The following is a 17413-nucleotide window of genomic DNA, read 5'->3' as shown; positions in this document are numbered from 1 at the left end:
GACCTGCGGTGAGCGAGACGAGCCCCAAGCTGCGTGCCGAGCTGGACGGCATCCCCACGTACAAGCCGGGCAAGCCCGCGGCGTCCGGCGGACCGGCCGCGTACAAGCTGTCCTCCAACGAGAACCCGTATCCGCCGCTGCCCGGGGTCATGGAGCAGGCGATCTCGGCCGCGGGCGTCTTCAACCGCTACCCCGACATGGCGTGCACCGGCCTGATGAACGAGCTGGCCGACCGTTTCGGGGTGCCCGTCTCGCATCTGGCCACCGGCACCGGATCGGTGGGCGTCGCCCAGCAACTGCTTCAGGCCACCGCGGGCGCCGGTGACGAGGTCATCTACGCCTGGCGCTCCTTCGAGGCGTACCCGATCATCACGCAGATCTCCGGCGCCACCTCGATAAAGGTGCCGCTGACCGCGGGCGAGACGCACGATCTGGACGCGATGGCAGAGGCGATCACCGACAGGACGCGGCTGATCTTCGTCTGCAACCCGAACAACCCGACCGGCACGGTGGTGCGCAGGGCCGAGCTGGAACGGTTCCTGGACCGGGTGCCCGGTGACGTGCTGGTGGTGCTCGACGAGGCGTACCGCGAGTTCATCCGGGCCGGCGAGGGCGACGACGGTGCGATTCCGGACGGGATCGACATCTACCGGGACCGGCCGAATGTGGCCGTGCTGCGGACCTTCTCCAAGGCGTACGGGCTGGCAGGCCTGCGGGTCGGCTTCGCGGTCGCCCATGAGCCGGTGGCGGCCGCGCTGCGGAAGACCGCGGTCCCCTTCGGTGTGAGCCAGATCGCACAGGAGGCGGCGGTCGCCTCGCTGCGTGCCGAGGACGAGCTGCTGGGGCGGGTCGGCTCGCTGGTCGCCGAGCGGGAGCGGGTCTACCGGGGACTGGTCGTGCAGGGCTGGACCGTGCCGGAGACGCAGGCCAATTTCGTGTGGCTGCGGCTGGGCGCGCGGACGCTGGACTTCGCTGCGGCCTGCGAGGCGGCCGGCGTGGTCGTACGGCCGTTCGCGGGCGAGGGCGTACGGGTCACGGTCGGCGAGGATGAGGCCAATGACCTCTTCCTGCGGACCGCCGAGGCCTTCCGCAAGGAGATGTAGTCCGGGATGCAGTCATGGAGTCCGGCCGGCCGGAGGCGGAGGCGTCGCTGCGGCTGAAGCCGGCTCCGGCTCCGGCTCCGGAGCTATGGCTGCGGCCGGAGCCGGAGTCTTGGAGCGAAGGGCGGTCTCTTCGGGACCGCCCTTCGGCGTTGCCGGGACCCTCTTCGCAGGCGGCCCTTGGGTCTCTCCGTAGAGGGGTACCCCCCACGCGAAGATCCGGAAAGCTGTGCGACATAATGCTTGTGAATGTGAACGCGTTCACAAGCGTGCCCCGGTTCCTGGCGTTACGTCCAGGGCAAATGGGGCAGGCCGCCGCTGTGACCATGGCGACGCGATGTAAGGAGAGATGACGTGGACCTCGCTCTGGCGCCGGAGACCCTGGCGCGATGGCAGTTCGGCATCACCACCGTCTACCACTTCCTCTTCGTTCCCCTGACGATCTCGCTCGCCGCGCTCACCGCGGGGCTGGAGACGGCGTGGGTACGCACGGAGAACCCGAAGTACCTCAAGGCCACGAAGTTCTGGGGCAAGCTCTTTCTGATCAATATCGCGATGGGTGTCGTCACCGGCATCGTGCAGGAGTTCCAGTTCGGGATGAACTGGTCCGACTACTCGCGGTTCGTCGGAGACATCTTCGGAGCCCCGCTCGCCTTCGAGGCGCTGATCGCCTTCTTCTTCGAGTCCACCTTCATCGGGCTGTGGATCTTCGGCTGGGACAAGCTGCCGAAGAAGATCCATCTGGCCTGTATATGGATGGTCTCGATCGGCACGATCCTCTCCGCGTACTTCATCCTGGCGGCCAACTCCTGGATGCAGCACCCGACCGGCTACCGGATCAACAAGGAAGCCGGCCGGGCCGAACTCACCGACTTCTGGGCGGTGCTCACCCAGGACACGGCGCTCACGCAGTTCTTCCACACGATCACGGCCGCCTTCCTCGTCGGCGGTGCCTTCATGGTCGGTATCGCGGCCTTCCATCTGGCCCGCAAGCGCCACATCCCGGTGATGCGCACCTCGCTGCGCCTCGGTCTGATCACCGTCATGGTGGCCGGACTGCTCACCGCCGTCAGCGGCGACACCCTCGGCAAGGTCATGTTCAAGCAGCAGCCGATGAAGATGGCCGCGGCCGAGGCGCTCTGGGAGGGCGAGGCGCCCGCGCCGTTCTCCGTGTTCGCCTACGGGGACGTCGACAAGGGACACAACGACGTCGCCATCGAGATCCCCGGGATGCTCTCCTTCCTCGCCAACAACGACTTCAGCTCGCACGTCCCCGGCATCAACGACATCAACAAGGCCGAGCAGGAGAAGTACGGTCCCGGCGACTACAGGCCGAACATTCCGGTCGCCTACTGGGCCTTCCGCTGGATGATCGGCTTCGGTATGGCGTCCCTGGCCATCGGCATGGTCGGGCTGTGGCTGACGCGCAAGAAGTTCCTGCTGCCACCCGCGCTGCGGACCGGCGAGGACGAAGTGCCGAATCTCGTGCTCTTCCGGAAGAAGGCGCTCAGTCCCAGATTCGCCAAGTGGTACTGGATCACCGCGCTCTGGACGCTGCTCTTCCCGCTGATCGCCAACTCCTGGGGCTGGATCTTCACCGAGACGGGACGCCAGCCGTGGGTGGTGTACGGAGTGCTGCGCACCGCCGACGCCGTCTCCCCCAGTGTCTCCCAGGCCGAGGTGCTCATCTCGATGATCGTCTTCACCCTGCTGTACGCGGTCCTCGCGGTCGTGGAGGTCAGGCTGATGGTCAAGTACGTCAAGGCCGGGCCGCCGCAGCTCACGGACGCCGACCTCAACCCGCCCACCAAGATCGGCGGCGACCCCACGGACGCCGACCGGCCGATGGCCTTCTCGTACTGAGGAGTTGAGGAACGATGGAACTCCACGACGTCTGGTTCGTCCTGATCGCCGTCCTCTGGACCGGCTACTTCTTCCTTGAGGGGTTCGATTTCGGTATCGGAGTCCTGACCAAGCTGCTGGCCCGGAACCGCAAGGAGCGACGGGTCCTCATCAACACCATCGGGCCCGTATGGGACGGTAACGAGGTCTGGCTGCTGAGCGCCGGAGGGGCCACCTTCGCCGCCTTTCCCGACTGGTACGCCACGCTCTTCTCGGGTTTCTATCTGCCGCTGCTGCTCATCCTGGTCTGTCTGATCGTGCGCGGTGTCGCCTTCGAGTACCGGGCCAAGCGGCCCGAGGAGAACTGGCAGCGCAACTGGGAGAACGCGATCTTCTGGACCTCCCTGATCCCCGCGGTCCTGTGGGGCGTCGCCTTCGGCAACATCGTGCGGGGCGTGAAGATCGACGCGCAGAAGGAGTACGTCGGCACCCTCGGCGATCTGCTCAACCCGTACGCGATCCTCGGCGGGCTGGTGACCCTGGCGCTCTTCACCTTCCATGGCACGGTGTTCGCCGCGCTGAAGACGGTGGGGGACATCCGGCTCAGGGCGCGGAAGCTGGCCCTCGGTCTCGGAGCGGTCACCGCCGTGCTGGCGCTCGGCTTTCTGCTCTGGACCCAGGCGGACAACGGGGACGGCAAGAGCCTGGTCGCGATGGTCGTCGCCGTGGCGGCGCTGGTCGCCGCCATCGGGGCCATCGCGGCGGGGCGTGAGGGCTGGTCGTTCGCGCTCTCCGGCGTCACGATCGTGGCCGCGGTCGCGATGCTCTTCCTGACGCTCTTCCCGAACGTCATGCCCTCCTCGCTGAACGAGGCGTGGAGCCTCACGGTGACGAACGCCTCATCGACCCCGTACACGCTGAAGATCATGACGTGGTGCGCGGGGATCGCGACTCCGGTCGTGCTGCTCTATCAGGGCTGGACGTACTGGGTGTTCCGCAAGCGGATCGGTACGCAGCACATCGCCGAGTAGCCGTGGTGAAGGCGCCGGACCACCCGGCGCCGGACCGTAAGCCGGCGGACCACAGGGCGCCGGGGCGCAGGCAGGGCAGTAGCGGCAGAGCAGTAGGAGTAGGTGTTTCACGTGAAACCAATCGACCCTCGTCTGCTCCGGTATGCCCGGGACACCCGCTTCTTCCTGGTGGCGGTGGTGGTTCTCGGGGTGGCCGGCGCGGGGCTGGTCATCGCTCAGGCGATGCTCATCGCCGAGGTGGTGGTCGGGGCGTTCCAGCGCGGGTTCGACGCTTCCGACCTGCGTACGCCTCTCCTGCTGCTGGTGGCGGTCGCCGCCGGGCGCGCTCTGGTCTCCTGGCTGACCGAGCTGGCCGCGCACCGGGCGAGCGCCGCGGTCAAGTCGGAACTGCGCGGACGGCTGCTGGAGCGGGCCGCCGAGCTGGGCCCGGGGTGGCTGAGCGGGCAGCGCATCGGTTCGCTGGTCGCGCTCGCCACCCGCGGGGTCGACGCGTTGGACGACTACTTCGCGCGCTATCTGCCGCAACTGGGGCTCGCCGTGGTGGTGCCGGTGGCGGTCCTGGCCCGGATCGTCACGGAAGACTGGGTCTCGGCGGCCATCATCGTGGTCACCCTGCCGCTGATTCCGCTGTTCATGGTGCTCATCGGCTGGGTCACCCAGGCCCGGATGGACCGGCAGTGGCGCCTGCTCTCCCGGCTGTCGGGCCACTTCCTGGACGTCGTCGCCGGGCTGCCGACCCTCAAGGTCTTCGGCCGGGCCAAGGCACAGGCCGAGTCGATCCGTACGATCACCTCGGAGTACCGGCAGGCCACCCTGCGTACGCTGCGGATCGCCTTCCTGTCGTCGTTCGCGCTGGAGCTGCTCGCGACCCTGTCGGTGGCGCTGGTCGCCGTCACCATCGGGATGCGGCTCGTCCACGGCGAACTCGACCTGTACACCGGGCTGGTGGTGCTGGTTCTCGCACCCGAGGCATATCTCCCGATCCGGCAGGTGGGGGCGCAGTATCACGCGGCGGCCGAAGGGCTTGCGGCGGCCGAGGAGATCTTCACGGTGCTGGAGACCGAACCTCCGGCGGGCGGTACGGGGGAGGTGCCGGGCGCGCTGCGGCTGGAGCTGGACGGGGTGACGGTCCGCCATCAGGGCCGTACGGAGCCCTCGTTGGACGCGGCCACGCTGACCGTCGAGCCGGGGGAGACCGTCGCTCTGGTCGGCCCCAGCGGTGTCGGCAAGACCACCCTGCTCCAGGTGGTTCTCGGCTTCGCCGTACCCGACGAGGGCCGGGTGCGGGTGGACGGCCGTGAGCTGGCCTCCCTCGACCCGGAGCGCTGGCGCGAACGGATCGCGTGGGTGCCGCAGCGGCCGTATCTCTTCGCCGGGACGGTCGCGGAGAACGTACGGCTGGCCCGGCCGGACGCGGACGACGCGGCGGTACGGGACGCGCTGCGGGACGCGGGGGCGTACGACTTCGTGGTGGCTCTCCCGGCCGGACCGGACACCGTGCTCGGTGAGGACGGGGCGGGGCTCTCCGCGGGCCAGCGGCAACGGCTCGCGCTGGCCCGCGCCTTCCTCGCGGACCGGCCGCTGCTGCTGCTCGACGAGCCCACGGCGGCGCTCGACGGCGAGACGGAGGAGGGCATCGTCGAGGCGGTACGGCGCCTGGCGGTGGGCCGTACGGTGCTGCTGGTCGTCCACCGGCCGGCGCTGCTCGCGGTGGCGGACCGGGTGGTGACCCTCACGGAGCGGGCGCGGCCGCTCCTCACGGAGGGGGCGAGGTCCTTCGAACATACGGCGGGATCCGCGGGGCCGGAGCTGTCCGGGCCGCCGATATCCATGGCCCGGCCCCTGACGCCGCCGACCCCCGTGGCGTCCATGGCGTCGGTGGGGTCGGCGATCGAGGAGGCCGGGCCGGGTCTCGGCCTCGGTGACCTTCCCGCGTTGCCTCCGGCCGACGAAGAACGCGCCGTGCCCGCCGCCTTCGGCGCGCCGGACGGCGGAGGCGGAGGCAGGGACGGCGGGGGCGCCGGAAACCGCAGGAACGGGGGAAGCGCCGCGGCGCGGGCTCCGCTCGCGCGGATGCGGGCCGCCGTCGGCGCGCTCCGTGGCCGCTTCGTCCTCGCGCTGGTCCTCGGGAGCTGCGCGCTCGGCTCCGCCGTCGGGCTCATGGCCGTGTCGGGCTGGCTCATCTCGCGCGCCTCCGAGCAGCCGCCCGTTCTCTATCTGATGGTCGCGGTGACGGCGACCCGCGCCTTCGGCATCGGGCGGGCCGTCTTCCGGTACGCCGAGCGGATCGTGTCGCACGACGCGGTGCTCAGGATGCTCGCCGACCTCAGGGTCTCCGTGTACCGGCGGCTGGAGCGCGTCGCGCCGGCCGGACTGCGCGAGACGAGGCGCGGCGATCTGCTGTCCCGGCTGGTCGCCGATGTGGACGAACTCCAGGACTACTGGCTGCGGTGGCTGCTGCCGGTCGGCTCCGCCCTGCTCGTCGGGGTGGGGGCCGTCGGATTCACCGCGTGGCTGCTGCCCGAGGCGGGCGCCGTACTGGCCGGTGGGCTGCTCGTCGCCGGCGTGGGCGTACCGCTCCTGAGCGGTGCCGGCGCCCGCAGGACCGAGCGGCAACTCGCCCCGGCGCGGGGGCTGCTGGCCACGCGCGTCGCCGATCTGCTCAGCGGTCTCGCGGAGTTGACCGTCGCGGGCGCGCTGACGAACCGGATGCGCGGGATGCGCGAGGCGGACAGGACGCTGACGGCCATCGCCTCGCGGGGCGCGAGCGCCAACGCGCTGGGCGGCGGGCTCACCGCCCTGGTCTGCGGGCTGACCGTCGCGGCGGCCGCGTACGTGGGGGTCGGGGCCCTGGCGGACGGACGGCTCGCGGGCGTCGAACTGGCCGTGGTCGTCCTGACCCCGCTCGCCGCGTTCGAGGCGGTCGCGGGGCTGCCGCTCGCGGTGCGGTACCGGCAGCGTTCCCGGCGCAGCGCGGAGCGGGTGTGCGAGGTGCTGGACGCGCCCGTACCCGTACGGGAGCCCGAGCGGCCGGCCGCCGCTCCCGTATCGCCGTTCCCGCTGGAGGTGCGCGGGCTTGCCGCGCGGTACCCGGGGCAGCGGTGGGACGCGCTCAGCGGCTTCGATCTGACGCTGACCGCTGGGAAGCGGGTCGCCGTCGTCGGGCCTTCCGGTTCGGGCAAGACGACGCTGGCTCAGGTACTGCTGCGCTTCCTGGACGCGCGCGAGGGCGGCTGTCGGCTCGGCGGTACGGACACGGCCACGCTCGACGGGGACACCGTCCGGCGCTTCGTGGGGCTGTGCGCGCAGGACGCGCATCTCTTCGACAGCTCCGTACGGGAGAACCTGCGGCTCGCCCGTACGGACGCGACCGAGGACGAGCTGCGCGACGCCCTGCGCCGGGCCCGGCTGCTCGACTGGGTCGACGCCCTGCCCGCCGGGCTCGACACGCTTGTGGGCGAGCACGGCGCACGGATCTCCGGGGGCCAGCGGCAGCGGCTCGCGCTGGCTCGCGCGCTCCTGGCCGACTTCCCCGTGCTGCTGCTCGACGAGCCCGCCGAACATCTGGACCTGGCGACGGCCGACGCGCTGACCACCGATCTGCTGGCGGCGACCGAGGGGCGGACGACGCTGCTCATCACCCACCGTTTGCGGGGCCTTGACGCGGTTGACGAGGTGATCGTCCTCGACGGCGGTCGCCCCGTACAGCGCGGCTCCTACGCCGAACTGGCCGCCGGCGAGGGGCCGCTGCGGCGGATGCTCGAACGCGAACGAGCCGGAGACCTCCTGGAAGCCCAGAAGTCGACTTTCCTTGTCAAATAGGACTTATTAGGCTCATGGGCATGGACGTGCCCGAGCCCAAGGACCCCCTCGAAGCCGCCGCCCGCGCGGCGACCAGCCTTGAGGGCCTGTCCGCCGAGACCGCCGCGCGCGTGCCGCAACTGCTGGAGGCGATGTGCTCGGCCGGCACCGGTCTCGGGCAGCACTCCACGCTCGACCGGATCTGTGAGACCGCGGCCGAACTCGCCGACGCCCGGTACGCGGCGATCGGTGTGGTCGACGAGGAGGGCGAGGGCCTCTCGGACTTCGTGACCTACGGGGCGAGCGAGGACGTGGCCCGGCGGATCGGGCGCAGACCGGACGGACGGAGCGGCCTCCTCGGCGCACTGCTCCGGGACCCCGGCCCGATCGCGCTCACCGATCTGACGACCGATCCGCGCGCCGTGGGATTCCCGCTGGGCCACCCGCCGATGCGGACCTTCCTCGGCGTCCCCGTCCGCTTGAGGGACAGGACGATCGGCAATTTCTATCTGGCGGACAAGGCGGGCGGCGGCGAGTTCAACGACAGTGATCTGCGCCTGTTGCGGGTACTCGCCACCGAGGCCGGGGTGGCCATCGGCAACGCCCGGCTGTACGAGGCGGCCCGGCAGCGTGAGCGGTGGATCGACGGCTCGGTCGCCGTCACCACCACCCTCCTTTCCGGTGGTGACGCCGACGACGCGCTCTCCGTCGTCGCGGAACAGGGCCGCAGACTCTCGGATTCGGCCCTGGGCGCGGTGCTGCTGCGCGAGCGGAACGGCAGCCTGGAGGTCGTGGCCGTGTCCGCGGAGCATCCGGTGCTGCGCGTGGGCTCCCGCGTCCCGGCCGCGGCCCCCGCCGTCGCGGCTCTGCTGGCCGGCGAATCCGTCTTCATGGACGACGCCTCCAACGACCCGCGGCTGGTGACCGGGCTGGCCTCCGGGTTCGGACCTCTCATGCTGCTGCCGCTGCGGACCGACGGGCGGGTGCTCGGCGCGCTGGTGATGCCGCGCACGCGGGGGGCGCGCCCGTTCAGCCGGCGGGAACGCGCGCTGGCCACCCAGTTCGCCGCGCAGGCGGCACTGGCCCTGATGATGGCCGAGGCGCAGCGGGACCGGGAGCGGCTGGCCGTACTGGAGGACCGCGACCGGATCGCCCGTGACCTCCACGATCTGGTCATCCAGCGGCTGTTCGCCACCGGCATGACGCTGGAGCGGGCCCAGCGCGGAGAGACGGTGGCGCCGGAGGTGCACCACGGGATCGACAGGGCGGTCGCGGAACTGGACGTGACGATCCAGGAGATCCGTACGGCGATCTTCGCGCTCCAGCAGACACCGGCAGAGGCCCCGCCCGGGATGCGCACCCGGGTGCTGCGGGAGATCAATATGGCGGCCGTGCCCCTGGGCTTCCGGCCCGCCCACCGCTTCGTCGGTCCGGTCGACTCCGTCGGCGAACTCGCCGGGAAGAACCTGATTGCGGCGCTCCGGGAGGCCCTGTCCAATGCCTTCCGGCACGCGCACGCCACCCGGATCGAAGTCGTCGTCGACTCCACCGCCCGGCTTCCCGACGGCAGGCGCGCGGTCCGGCTGTCGGTCGCCGACGACGGGGTGGGAATCCCGGCGGGCGGGCGGCGCAGCGGGCTGCGCAACCTCGGGCGACGGGCGGATTCGCTGGGCGGATCGAGCACATGCGAGCCGGGACTCGGGGAGCGCGGGCGCGGCACGACGGTGGTGTGGGAGGTTCCGTTGTAGGGGGCGGGTGCTGCGGGCGCTCTTCTTCGCGAGCCGGGCCACCGCCCCGCCGCTCGTGCCGGTCGTGCGGTGCCCGGCTGTTCTGTGCCGCTCTGTTCTGTGTCCGGCTGTTGTGTGTCCTGCTGCTGTGTGCCCGGCTGTTCTGAGCCCGTTGGCTTTGTGCCCGCCGGCTCAGCGTCCGTCTCTGCTCAGCGTCCGTCTGCCAGGCGGCGGGCCACGATCTGCTCGATGACGATCGCGACGCCGTCCTCGTTGTTCGTGACCGTACGTCCCGAGGCGGCGGCCAGTACGTCCGGGTGGGCGTTGCCCATCGCGTACGACGTCCCGGCCCAGGTCAGCATCTCCAGATCGTTCGGCATGTCGCCGAAGGCGACGACCTCGTCGGACGAGATGCCGCGCTGGGCGCAGCAGAGCGCGAGCGTGCTGGCCTTGCTGACTCCGGGGCCGCTGACCTCAAGAAGCGCGCTCGGGCTGGAGCGGGTGATGGTGGCGCGGTCGCCCACCGCTGTACGGGCCACGGCGAGGAAGTTGTCGGGCGTCAGATCGGGGTGGTGGGCGAGCAGCTTCAGCACGGGGGCGGCGGACCCGTCCTCCGCTTGCTCTCCCTGTGCCTGTTCCTGGACCCGTTCCTGTACCTGGAGGAGCTTCTCCGCGGTGGCGACGGTCGCGCCCGGGTCCTGGTGGAAGGGCGGATACGTCGGCTCGTAATGAATGCCGGTGCTCTGCTCGACGGCGAAGGTCGTGCCGGGCGCGGCGTCGCGCAGCGCGTGGACGACGGCCAGGGCCGTATCGCGCTCCAGGGGGCGGACCTGCAACAGCTTTCCGCCCGCGTGCAGATCGACGACCGCCGCGCCGTTGGCGCAGATCGCCAGCCCGTGGCCGTGCACATGCTCGCTGACGACATCCATCCAGCGGGCCGGCCGGCCGGTGACGAAGAAGACCTCGATACCGGCCTCCTCGGCGGCGGCGAGCGCGGCGATCGTACGGTCCGAGACGTACTTGTCGTCGTGCAGCAGTGTGCCGTCGAGGTCGGTGGCGATCAGCCGGGGTCTGGCGGGGAGCGGGGAGTCGTCGGGCGCGGGCGCGGGTCCATTGGGCGAGGTCACGCGTCCATTCTCCCGTACGGATACGCACGAGCGTGCGGAGGGGCGCACATCTGAGTGGGCCTGGCGGGTGCCGGCGGCTCCGATGCCCGGCGGGACACGGGCTCCATGCCCCTCCGTATCTGGGCTCCATGCCCGGCAGGCCACGGGCTCCGCGCCCGGCCGGATGTGGGCTCCATGCCTGGCCGCAGGGGGGCTCCATGCCCGGCCGGACGTCCGCGCCGGCCACACCCGTATCGTCGGGGGCATGCGCCTGAGTACCGTGATCCTGCCCGTCCGCCGCTGGCACGACGGTGGCCGTGACGAATGGCTGCGAGCCGAGCGGCTCGGTTTCCATACCGCGTACACCTACGACCACCTGTCCTGGCGGACTTTCCGCGACGGGCCCTGGTTCGGGGCGGTGCCGACCCTCACCGCGGCTGCCGCCGTCACCGAGCGGCTGCGGCTGGGGACCCTCGTCACCTCGCCGAACTTCCGGCATCCGGTGACGCTCGCCAAGGACCTCATCTCGCTGGACGATGTCTCGGACGGCCGGATCACGCTCGGGATCGGCGCGGGCGGCACCGGCTTCGACGCGACGGTGCTGGGGCAGGAGCCATGGACGCCGAAAGAGCGGGCGGACCGGTTCGCCGAGTTCGTGCCGCTGCTCGACCGGCTGCTGACCGAGGACTCTGTGACGTACGACGGGACGTACTACTCGGCGGTCGAAGCGCGTGACATCCCCGGGTGTGTGCAGCGGCCCCGGCTGCCCTTCGCGGTGGCGGCCACCGGGCCGCGCGGGATGAGGCTCGCCGCCCGGCACGGTCAGGCATGGGTGACGACGGGGGATCCGAAGCTGTTCGAGACGGGTACGCCGGAGCAGTCGCGTGCCGCTGTCAGCGGGCAGATCGACCGGCTGAGCAAGGCCTGTGCGGAGATCGGGCGGGAGGCGTCAGAGGTGGAGAAGATCCTGCTCACGGGCTTCACCCCGGACCGGAGCGGACCGATGGAGTCGCTCGACGCGTTCGTGGACTTCGCGGGCAGGCACTTCGAGCTGGGTATCACCGAGATCGCGGTGCACGCCCCCATCCCGGATTCGGAATTCGCCGCCGACCAGCGGGTCTACGAACGGATCGCCACCGAGGCCCCGGCCCAGCTCCGGCGTTAGCGTCCGCCCGGGGCCGGTCGGCCGGTCGGCCGGTCGGCCGGTCGGCCGTCAGCCGTCAGCCGTCAGCCATCGGCCGTCCGGCGTCAGCTGTCGGCCGTCAGCTGTCCGGCGTCAGCAGCCGGCCGTCGGCTGTCAGCTGCTGGCTGTCAGCCGGGGAAGCGCAGGTATCGCGGCGGTACGGAGTCGGTGAGCCAGACTCCATTGGCGCTCACGTGGAACACCAGCCCGTCGCGGTGCATCGCTCCCGCGTCCACCGGGAGGACGACGGGCCGGCCGCGGCGCGCACCCACCCGGGTCGCGGTCTCGCGGTCGGGCGAGAGATGGACGTGGTGGCGGTCCATGGGGCGCAGTCCCTCGTCCCGGATCGCGTCCAGGTTGCGGGCGACCGTGCCGTGGTAGAGGTACGCGGGCGGTTGCGCCGGGGCCAGCTCCAGATCGACGCTGACGGTGTGGCCCTGGTTGGCGCGGATCCGGTCGCCGTCGATCGTGAAGCGCCGTTTGTCGTTGACGGCGACCACATGGTCGAGTTCGGGGCGGGTCAGCCGGAAGCCGTGCGCGGCGGCCGCGGTGATCAGTTCGTCGACCGGCACCCAGCCGTTCGCGTCGAGCGTGATGCCGATCCGTTCGGGCTGGTGGCGCAGATGTTTGGCGAGGTACTTCGACACCTTCACGATGCGTCGTTCATCGGATACTCCGGTCATCGCAACAGCGTGACCGGTGGTGCCGTTCGGCGCCACTCCTTTCAAAATGCTGACGGTCCGAAGGTTTGATCCACAGTCAATTCGGTTTATCCACAGGCTATTTGGCGAATCTGTGGACAACTGGCTGGCGTTTTAACCTATTCGGTTAATTTGACTGTTTTGTCGATGGGTTGAAGTGAGGTCGTCCAAGGTCCTTGCGCACAGCTCGCGTTCGGTGGCAGCGGCGACGAAGGCCGACACCCCCTCCCGGCCAACCAGGCTTTCCACAGCGCCGATCGTGTCGGCGGGCAACTGGACGGACCGGGTCGCGGACCGGGCGACGGGAGGCGGGTCCGCCTCCAGCTGCCGCTGGAGGTGACGGGTGGCGAACAGCCGCATCGCACGCGCCAGTTCGGCATCGACCGACTGCCGCGCCAGCGGTCGCATCCGGCGCACCAGAGCGGCGGCCTCGGCCGCCTCCGCGTCCGTCGGCGGCCGGTGGCCGAGACAGCGGGCGAAGACATGCTCGGTGGTGAACTCCAGGAAACGGGAGGCGATGTGCTCGACCTGGCCGCGAAGCTCCCGCAGCTGACCGGAGATTGCCGGGAGCGGCACCCCTGCCGCGTGCAACTCCACCGCCACGGCCAGCTCCTGAGGGCTGGGAACGAGGAAGGCGTCGTCGCGGTCCGGGATGCGTTCCAGCACCCCCAGCTCCACGGCCTCCTCGACGGCCGCGTCATCGCGTGTGCCGAACCGTTCGACCAGCTCCGCCCGGGAGATCCTGGCCGGCTCTTCGTCGGTCCACGGCCCATGCACCTCGGCGACCAGCCCGAGCACCCCGCCCAGACCCCGCCCGGCGTCCCACGCCTCCAGCAACTCCTTGATGGACGCGAGGGTGTAGCCGCGCTCCAGCAGATCGGCGATCTGCCGCAGCCGGGCGAGATGGGCGCCGTCGTACACATTGGCCCGGCCGCGCCGCTCCGGCCTGGGCAGCAGTCCGCGGTCCTGGTAAGCGCGGATCGTACGGACCGTGGCGCCGCTCGCCCGCGCCAGACCGTCGATCCGGTACTCGGCGCCGGGCGCGGACTCCGGAACGAACCCTGACACGCTCACTCCTTCCGTCCCCGGGCCGCGCGCCGCGCCGCGTCCGTCGCCGCTCGGGCAGCCGCTCGCGCCGCCGGCGAGGTCGCGAGATAGTCGGTGGCCTTCCGTGACGAGCCCTCCTGGGAGGGATGGTACGAGCGCCGGAAGTAGCGGGGTATCGCGGAGCCGAGCTCCCGCCAGGTGGGCAGCAGCCCCTTGCCGATCGCCCTGTTGTGGTCACGCAGCGTGTAGCGCGGCCGGCCCGTGAGCTGGGGGTCGCGCCGGATCAGATAGGTGGTGCCCCTGGCCCACAGCCACAGCAGCACCGGCGCGGTGACGCACATCGTCCCGATCCGCCGGGCGTACCGGGCAGGACCGGACCCGCCGCAGTGCTGGTACATGTCGAACGCCACCGCACGGTGCTCGACCTCCTCCGCGCCGTGCCAGCGCAGCAGATCGAGCATGACCGCGTCGGCGCCCGCGCGGTCCAGCCCTTCCGCACGCAGCACCCAGTCGCCGAGGACCGCCGTGAACTGCTCGATCGCGGCGACGAACGCCAGCCGGTAGCAGAGCCATTTCCTGGCCGGGAGAGGGATCCCCCAGGGCGGCTTCTCGCCGAGCAGCCGCTCGAAGAGGAAGTCCACCTGCCGCGTGTACGCGTCGGTGTCCAGCCGCTGTTCCGCCAGGTGGTGCAGCACATAGGAGTGCTGCACGCTGTGCGTGGCCTCCTGCCCCATGAACCCCTTGACGTCCTCGGCCAGTCGCGCGTCGGTGACCAGCGGGAGGCCCTCCTTGAAGACCCGCACGAACCACCGCTCGCCCGCGGGCAGCAACAGATGGAGCACATTGAAGACATGGGTGGCGGTCGGCTCGTCCGGTATCCAGTGCAAAGGGGTCCCGCGCCAGTCGAATGAGACCCGGCGCGGCGCGATGGGGCGACGCCCGTCCAACTCGGCGCTCACAGCGGCGGCTCCACCCGTGCGAGGGCACGCAGCGCGCGCGGCGCGATCCGCGACAGCAGCCGCGCACCACGGGCCTCCGGAGTGACCGGCACCACGGCCTGGTTGCGTACGACGGCGCGCAGTACGGCGTCGGCGACCTTCTCGGGCGGGTAGTCGCGCAGACCGTACAGCCGGGACGACTTCTTCCTGCGCCGTTCCTCCTCCTCGGCGGAGACCCCTGTGAAACGCGCGGTGGAGGTGATGTTGGTGTTGACGAAGCCGGGGCAGATGGCGGAGACCCCGATGCCCTGCCCGGCCAGTTCGGCACGGAGACACTCGCTGAGCATCAGCACGGCCGCCTTGGACGTGCTGTACGCGGGCAGCGCCCTTGAGGGCTGATACGCGGCCGCGGAAGCGGTGTTGACGATATGACCGCCCTGGCCGCGCTCGGCCATCTGCTTGCCGAAGAGCCGGCAGCCATGGATGACGCCCCACAGATTGACGTCCAGGACCTTCTTCCAGTCCTCGGCGGTGGTGTCGAGGAACGCTCCCGACAGCCCGATCCCGGCGTTGTTCACCAGCACATCGACGATGCCGTACTCCGCGGCGACCTTCTCGGCGAGTTCCTCCATCGCCTGCCCGTCGCCGACGTCGGCCGGCTCGGCCCAGGCCTCCGGGGCGCCGATCAGCTGTGCCAGCTCGGCGGTCCTGGCCGCCCCCTCCGCGTCCCGGTCGACCACGACGACCCGCGCGCCCGCCTCGGCGAACGCGAAGGCCGTGGCCCGGCCGATGCCGCTGGCCGCGCCGGTGACCAGCACCAGCTGCCCGCCGAAGCGCTCGGCGTACGGACCGCGCGGTACCGAACCACGGTCCGGAAGCCCGCCGTCCTCGTGGGCCATGACGAAGTCACCGATCCATGAGGCCAGTTGGTCGGGGCGGGTACGGGGGACCCAGTGCTTCGCGGGCAGCGTGCGCCGCACGAGGCCCGGAGCCCACTGCTCCAGATCGTCGTAGAGCCGTTCCGACAGGAAGGCGTCGCCGGTGGGCGTGATCAGCTGCACCGGGGCGTGCGCGTAGGCGTCGGCGCGCGGCCTGCGCAGCCGGGCGCGGACGTTGTCCCGGTAGAGCCACGCGCCGTGCGCCGCGTCCTGCGGCAGCGAGGACGTCGGGTACCTACCGCCGGGGATCTTCTCGGCCCGCTGGAGGATCTTCGGCCACCGTCTGCCGAGCGGCCCGCGCCAGGCCAGCTCCGGCAGCACGGGCGTATGCAGCAGATAGACGTACCAGGACTTGGCGCCTTGCCCGAGGAGCTGGGCGGCCCGGCGCGGAGTGGGCCGGGCGGCGCGCCGCTTGATCCAGTGCCCCAGATGGTCGAGGGACGGTCCCGACATCGAGGTGAAGGAGGCGATCCGGCCCTCGGTCCGCGCGACCGTGACGAACTCCCAGGACTGCACGGAACCCCAGTCGTGGCCGACCAGATGGACCGGCCTGTCCGGGCTCACCGCGTCGGCGACCGCCAGGAAGTCGTCCGTCAGCTTCTCCAGCGTGAACCCTCCGCGCAGCGGGACCGGCGCCGTCGACCTGCCGTGACCCCGTACGTCGTACAGCACCACATGGAAGCGGCCCGCGAGCCGTTCCGCGACCTCCGACCAGACCTCCTTGCTGTCCGGATAGCCATGCACCAGCAGGACGGTCGGCCGCGCCGGATCGCCCAGCTCGGCGACGCACAGCTCGATCCCGCCCGTACGTACGCGGCGCTCCCGCGCGCCCGCCAGGCCCAGGCCCGTGTTCGTATCGCCGCCGCTCCGGTCACCCGCACCGTTACTCATGCGGCTACTCATACGGCCTCCGCCCAACGCCGCACATGCGGCAGATCGTCATCCAGCCAGAACGCGCTCTGCTCCGGGTCCCGGGAGTCGGTGACCACCAGGATCTCCTCGAACTTCGCGCCGGTACCCCGGAATCCGAGGTGGGGTTCGACCGCCCACAGCCCCGGTTTCGGCGGGTGGTCGGAGAATCTGTACGGGCTCCACAGCGGCGACCAGCCGTCCCGATGGCCGTGCAGTGCGTCGCTCGCCAGCCCCTTGAGCGACTGGGTGCCGAAGCCGAACACCTGGGGCGACCAGCGGCGCTCCTTCACCCGGTCGATCTTGTGGGCGATGACTCCGAAGGGGTACGCGCGATGCCGGTTGGCGTATCCCTGCCGCACCATGAGCCGGTCCACGTCCTGGTAGATCTCCCGCAGCGGACGCCGCTCGCGCACCTCCCGCAGGATCAGCTCGCGGTGCGCCTCAAGATCGGTGAGCAGTTTGCCGTGCAGCCGGTTCGGTCCCAGACAGCCCGAGTAGCCGACATCGGCCGTGAAGCCGCGGTGGACCGGCGCCAGATCGAGGATGAACGGCATGCCCGCCTCCAGCCGCCGGCCGGTGGGAAAGAACTGCAGCGGTATCCGGAAGCCCGCGAACGCCGTACGGTCCCCGAACCACGCGAAGGGCAGATGGAACCAGTCGCGCACACCACGGGCACGGAGCCACTCGCGCTGCATGCGCGCCGCCTCGCGCTCGGTCACCCCCGGCCGCAGCCGCGCGGCGACCGCCTCCGCGCACGCGTACGCCAGGCGCTGCACCTCCCTGAACCCCCGCAGCTCCGCGGTCCGCCGTACCACCGTCACAGCGTCTCCTCCGTCACAGCGTCCCCTCCGTCATCGCGTCCCCTCCGTCACTCCGCCGCTCTCCGTTCGCCACGTCGTCTCCGTCACCGCGACGCTTCCCCCGCGACGCTCCCCGCCCGTCCCCCCACCCCTTTCCGTGTGCGGTACGTGTCCGTAACGTGACACTGATGAATGTGACAATGGTTGACGGCGACGTCAAGGGCCGGGGCGTTCCTGTGGATAACCGCCCGGCCCCGGTGCCCTTACGGGTTCCGTACGTCTGGAGG

12 protein-coding genes are annotated in these 17413 nt (G+C 70.9%); 6 read left to right on the top strand and 6 right to left on the bottom strand.

Annotated features, from left to right (window positions below):
* Positions 1-8: 8 nt before the first annotated feature.
* The 5 genes from hisC (at position 9) to ACZ7LS_RS23995 (ending at position 9522) form a co-directional block, all read left to right on the top strand.
* The gene (gene hisC / locus ACZ7LS_RS24015; RefSeq protein ID WP_385130924.1) at positions 9-1103 is read left to right on the top strand and encodes a histidinol-phosphate transaminase; all 1095 of its coding nucleotides are present in this window, start codon (positions 9-11) and stop codon (positions 1101-1103) included.
* Between the two features lie 351 nt (positions 1104-1454).
* Positions 1455-2963, top strand: coding sequence for a cytochrome ubiquinol oxidase subunit I (locus ACZ7LS_RS24010; protein ID WP_382876423.1), 1509 nt, complete (start codon positions 1455-1457; stop codon positions 2961-2963).
* 14 nt (positions 2964-2977) lie between these two features.
* Positions 2978-3973, top strand: coding sequence for a cytochrome d ubiquinol oxidase subunit II (cydB, locus tag ACZ7LS_RS24005; protein ID WP_382522410.1), 996 nt, complete (start codon positions 2978-2980; stop codon positions 3971-3973).
* A 111-nt stretch (positions 3974-4084) separates the two neighbouring features.
* Positions 4085-7795 (top strand): thiol reductant ABC exporter subunit CydD, encoded by a 3711-nt coding sequence (cydD, locus tag ACZ7LS_RS24000; RefSeq protein WP_385130920.1) that lies wholly within the window; start codon positions 4085-4087, stop codon positions 7793-7795.
* A gap of 20 nt (positions 7796-7815) precedes the next feature.
* Entirely contained in the window at positions 7816-9522 is a 1707-nt protein-coding gene (locus ACZ7LS_RS23995; RefSeq protein ID WP_382873044.1) for a sensor histidine kinase, read from the top strand.
* 188 nt (positions 9523-9710) lie between these two features.
* Here the strand turns inward: ACZ7LS_RS23995 and ACZ7LS_RS23990 are convergent, their stop codons facing one another.
* Positions 9711-10628 (bottom strand): Cof-type HAD-IIB family hydrolase, encoded by a 918-nt coding sequence (locus ACZ7LS_RS23990; protein ID WP_385130918.1) that lies wholly within the window; start codon positions 10626-10628, stop codon positions 9711-9713.
* Positions 10629-10872: 244 nt separating this feature from the next.
* Here ACZ7LS_RS23990 and ACZ7LS_RS23985 point away from each other — a divergent pair, with 244 nt between their 5' ends.
* The gene (locus tag ACZ7LS_RS23985; RefSeq protein WP_382522423.1) at positions 10873-11772 is read left to right on the top strand and encodes an LLM class flavin-dependent oxidoreductase; all 900 of its coding nucleotides are present in this window, start codon (positions 10873-10875) and stop codon (positions 11770-11772) included.
* A 146-nt stretch (positions 11773-11918) separates the two neighbouring features.
* Here ACZ7LS_RS23985 and ACZ7LS_RS23980 read toward each other — a convergent pair whose 3' ends face one another.
* From ACZ7LS_RS23980 to ACZ7LS_RS23960, 5 genes are all read right to left on the bottom strand, one after another.
* Complete coding sequence (locus ACZ7LS_RS23980) at positions 11919-12473, bottom strand: RNA 2'-phosphotransferase (protein WP_382522426.1); 555 nt, start codon at positions 12471-12473, stop codon at positions 11919-11921.
* A 132-nt stretch (positions 12474-12605) separates the two neighbouring features.
* The gene (locus ACZ7LS_RS23975) at positions 12606-13565 is read right to left on the bottom strand and encodes a MerR family transcriptional regulator (protein ID WP_385130913.1); all 960 of its coding nucleotides are present in this window, start codon (positions 13563-13565) and stop codon (positions 12606-12608) included.
* Positions 13562-14497: a metal-dependent hydrolase gene (locus ACZ7LS_RS23970; protein ID WP_382666469.1), complete on the bottom strand. Its 936-nt coding sequence runs from the start codon at positions 14495-14497 to the stop codon at positions 13562-13564. Before ACZ7LS_RS23970 ends, ACZ7LS_RS23975 begins: the two co-directional genes overlap by 4 nt.
* On the bottom strand, positions 14494-16305 hold the full coding sequence (locus tag ACZ7LS_RS23965; RefSeq protein WP_385130910.1) for an SDR family oxidoreductase: 1812 nt from the start codon (positions 16303-16305) through the stop codon (positions 14494-14496). The genes ACZ7LS_RS23970 and ACZ7LS_RS23965 overlap by 4 nt, the downstream gene beginning before the upstream one ends.
* 8 nt (positions 16306-16313) lie before the next feature.
* Positions 16314-17141 (bottom strand): M24 family metallopeptidase, encoded by an 828-nt coding sequence (locus ACZ7LS_RS23960; RefSeq protein ID WP_385131003.1) that lies wholly within the window; start codon positions 17139-17141, stop codon positions 16314-16316.
* Between the last annotated feature and the right edge of the window lie 272 nt (positions 17142-17413).

It is taken from the genome of Streptomyces sp. NPDC039430 (assembly GCF_055639435.1).
This window is presented reverse-complemented; position numbering and strand designations above follow the sequence as displayed.

Bases quoted from the DNA above. Each gene is read 5' to 3' on its own strand.
- ACZ7LS_RS23995 (WP_382873044.1), top strand. From the start codon at position 7,816: ATGGACGTGCCCGAGCCCAAGGACCCCCTCGAAGCCGCCGCCCGCGCG.
- cydB (WP_382522410.1), top strand. From the start codon at position 2,978: ATGGAACTCCACGACGTCTGGTTCGTCCTGATCGCCGTCCTCTGGACC.
- ACZ7LS_RS23985 (WP_382522423.1), top strand. From the start codon at position 10,873: ATGCGCCTGAGTACCGTGATCCTGCCCGTCCGCCGCTGGCACGACGGT.
- ACZ7LS_RS23980 (WP_382522426.1), bottom strand. From the start codon at position 12,473: ATGACCGGAGTATCCGATGAACGACGCATCGTGAAGGTGTCGAAGTAC.
- ACZ7LS_RS23965 (WP_385130910.1), bottom strand. From the start codon at position 16,305: ATGAGTAACGGTGCGGGTGACCGGAGCGGCGGCGATACGAACACGGGC.